At 71.6% G+C, this 3414-nt stretch carries 4 protein-coding genes; 3 read left to right on the top strand and 1 reads right to left on the bottom strand.

Features of this window, described 5'->3' with window-relative positions:
* On the bottom strand, positions 1-806 hold an 806-nt coding region (locus tag OOT08_RS02485; protein ID WP_325090967.1), incomplete at its 3' end, for an aldehyde dehydrogenase family protein.
* Between the two features lie 186 nt (positions 807-992).
* On the opposite strand from OOT08_RS02485, the gene OOT08_RS02490 reads away from it, so the two are divergent.
* The 3 genes from OOT08_RS02490 to OOT08_RS02500 all read left to right on the top strand — a co-directional run bounded on the left by OOT08_RS02490 (position 993) and on the right by OOT08_RS02500 (position 3395).
* Positions 993-2123 (top strand): 3-isopropylmalate dehydrogenase, encoded by a 1131-nt coding sequence (locus OOT08_RS02490; RefSeq protein WP_325090968.1) that lies wholly within the window; start codon positions 993-995, stop codon positions 2121-2123.
* A 170-nt stretch (positions 2124-2293) separates the two neighbouring features.
* Complete coding sequence (locus OOT08_RS02495) at positions 2294-2827, top strand: PACE efflux transporter (protein ID WP_325090969.1); 534 nt, start codon at positions 2294-2296, stop codon at positions 2825-2827.
* 58 nt (positions 2828-2885) lie between these two features.
* Positions 2886-3395, top strand: a complete 510-nt coding sequence (locus tag OOT08_RS02500) for a PaaI family thioesterase (protein ID WP_325090970.1) — start codon at positions 2886-2888, stop codon at positions 3393-3395.
* The last annotated feature ends 19 nt before the right edge of the window (positions 3396-3414 follow it).

Below are 3414 nucleotides of genomic sequence, written 5' to 3' on the forward strand. Positions count from 1 at the left end.
ATGAAGCCGGTGTTCGAGCCGAGTTCGAGGAGGGTTTTGCGGGGGGCTGCCTGGCGGGCAATCAGGTGCCCGATCGCGGCGGAGCCGGTGAAGGACACGACCTGGGCCCGGGGGTCGCGGACGAGGGTCTCGCCGGTCTCCGGCCCACCGTTCACGAGCTGGACGGCGGCGGGGGTGACGCCGTGCTCGGCGAGCACCTCGCGGATGATCGCGACGAGTTCGAGGGTGGCCAGCGGGGTGTTCGGGGCGGGCTTGATGATGACGGGGCAGCCGGCGGCGATGGCGGGGGCCAGCTTGTGGCTGGCGAGGAGCAGGGGGTAGTTGAATCCGGCGATCCCGATGACGATGCCGGCGGGCTTGCGGGTGTAATAGCCGATCATGCCGCGGCCGAGTTCCTGGACGTCGAGGGGCACGGTCTCGCCGTGGATGCGCGAGGCTTCCTCGGCGGTGGCCTGGAGGGTGACGAGGGTGCGGGCGACCTCGGTGCGGCAGTCGCGGCGGGGCTTGCCGGTTTCGAGGATGAGGAGCTCCTCGAGTCGCGCGGCCTCCTCGCTGAGGCGGGCGTGCACGCGCGTGAGGATACTCATGCGCTGGGCGGTGCTCAGGGCGGCGACCTCGGCGCGGGCGGCCTCGGCGGCGTCGAGGGCGTCGCGGGCGTCCTGGACGGTGCCCGTGGGTGAGTGGCCGACGGTTTCGCCGGTGTAGGGGAAGACGACGGGGGCGCTGGCTGCGGTGCGCCGCCAGTCGGCGCCGATGGGGAGTGCGCCGGCGGGGGCGAGGGCCGGGGCTGCGGGGGTGTCGAGCATGGTGGTTCCTGCCTGCCGGGGTCCCGCGGGGCTCGCGGACGTCGGCGTCTCGGGGGTGCACGGGGTCACGGTGCCGTGCGGTGCGGGCTGAGCGTCAACCACCCTCGCGAGTGGCCTTACCATTAATATAGTTCAACACCGGCCCCCGGCATAGTCGCCTCGGCCACCCCGACGGAAGGATCCCCCATGACCCGCAGCTATCGACTCGCCGTCCTGCCGGGAGACGGCATCGGCCCCGAGGTCGTCTCGGGCGCGCTCGAGGTCCTGGACGCCGCCGAGGCCGCGCACGGCTTTGAGACCGAGCGCCGCGAGTTCGCCGCGGGGGCCGCGCACTATCGAGCGACGGGCGAGCTCTTCGCCGAGGCCGAGGCGGAGCTGCGCGGGCACGACGCGATCCTGTTCGGGTCGATGGGCGACCCCTCGGTCGCGCCGGGGATCCTGGAGCGCGGCTTCATCCTGGAGATGCGGCAGCGCTTCGCGCAGGCGGCCAATGTGCGGCCCGTCCGGCTCTACCCGGGGGTGCCCACCCCGATCACGGGCCTCACGCCGGAGCGCTGCGAGCTCGTGATCGTGCGGGAGAACACCGAGGGGGCCTACGTCGGCACGGGCTCCACCGTGCACGCGGGCACCCCGAACGCGGTCGCCATGCAGGAGTCACTGAACACCCGGGCGGGCATCGAGCGAGTCGTGGACTTCGCCTTCCGCCTGGCGCTCGGCCGACGCAAGAAGCTGACCCTGTGCCACAAGACGAACATCCTCGTGGCCGCGGGGCAGCTCTGGCAGGAGGTCGTCGCGGATCTCTCCGCCCGCTACCCCGAGGTCGAGACGGACTACGTGCACGTGGACGCGATGTGCTTCCACCTCCCCCTCACCCCGGAGCGCTTCGACGTGGTGGTGACCGACAACCTCTTCGGCGACATCATCACGGACCTGGGCGCGGTCATTCAGGGCGGCCTCGGCGTCGCCACGAGCGCGAACCTCAACCTGGACGGTTCCGCGCCGAGCATGTTCGAGGCGATTCACGGCTCCGCGCCCGACATCGCGGGCACGGGGTGGGCAAACCCGGCCGGGTCCATCCTCTCGCTCGCGCTCATGCTCGGCCACCTGGGCGAGGCGGACGCCGCCCGCGCCGTCGAGGCGGCGACCGTGCAGGTGCTGGGCGAGCTCCCCGCGCTTTCCGGGGCCGCGATGGGCCTGAGCACCGCCGAGGTCGCGACCCGCATCGCGGGGATCGTGCGCGAGGGCTCCGCGCAGACGGAGCTCGTCCCCGAGTCCCTGCTCGGGCAGCTCGCGGCGCTCGCGCCGAGTCGGGCCTAGCGACCAGGGGCGGCCACAGCGCCGCCCCCAACTGCGGATCACTCCCAAAAATGGAGTTGCGGCAACTGATTCCGTTGAGGTATTATAATTTTACGTTGCAATCCGCAATTCGGAGGTGCGGTCGCGCCAAGACCCCTCCGCAACGATTTCCCGTTTCTGGAGTGATACCCGTGACCGGCCCAGGCCACCACGAGCAGACGTCCGCGTCCGCAACCCTGACCCTTCCCCTCCCCGGAGCCGAGGCCCCCGCCGCGGCACGGGCCGAGACACCCCGCCGCGCGGCAATGCGCCCCGCGGTTCGCCGCCTCGTCTACGTCGGCAGCTACGAAGCGCTCAGCGTACTCGCCACGACCGTGGTGCTCAGCGGCCTGCTGGGCCACCAGGGCGGCGCGTCCACGATCACGGCGATTGCCGTGTCCACCGTCGCCACCATTTGGAACTTCGTGTGGAACACCATCTTCGAGGCGATGGAGCGCCGCTACCGGCTCAAGGGGCGCGGCTGGGTCGTGCGCGCCGTGCACGCGGTCGGCTACGAGGGCGGGCTCCTCATCGCCACCGTCCCGATGGTCGCGCTGATCCTCGGCGTCGGCTTCGTCGAGGCCCTGATGATCGAGAGCGGCATGCTCGTGTTCTTCCTCATTTTCACCTACGTCTACTCCTGGGCCTTCGACCGGATCTTCGGGCTCCCCGAGTCCGCCCAGTAGTCCGCGCGGCAGTCCCGGACCGTAGACGGGGGGACGGGCCGCGGCGTACCCTCGCGGTATGAACGACGCGCGTGAGACGCAGCCCGACCCGAAGCAGCCGCCGTTGCCGGTGCTCGACTACCTCAGCCGGATGATCGCTGGCACGCTTCGCCCGGGCGACCGCACCCACTTCGACTACCCCTCCCCCATCAACCGGCTCCTGGGCTTCGAGGTGCTGGCCGTGTCCGAGGGGACGGCCGTGCTCGGCTTCGCCGCCGACGCCGCCGTACACGGCAACCAACAGGGCACCGTGCACGGCGGCATGCTCGCCGAGCTCGCCGACGCGAGCATCGGCACCGCGCACTCCACCCTGCTGGACGCGGGCGAGAGTCTGACCAGCATCGACCTGCGGGTGACCTATCTGCGCCCGGTGTGGCGCGAACACCTCCGGGCCACGGCCCGGGCGAGCCACCTGGGCCGCACCATCAGCCACTACGACTGCGAGATCACCCGCGCCGACGGGCAGCCCGTCGCGCGCGCCACCAGCACGGTGCTCACGCTCCGGGGCGAGGCAGCCGCCGGACGCTAACCTCGCCCGCGCGGCACAA

Origin of the sequence: Leucobacter sp. M11, from assembly GCF_035726885.1 — a bacterium.
GTDB lineage: Bacteria > Actinomycetota > Actinomycetes > Actinomycetales > Microbacteriaceae > JAPFRB01.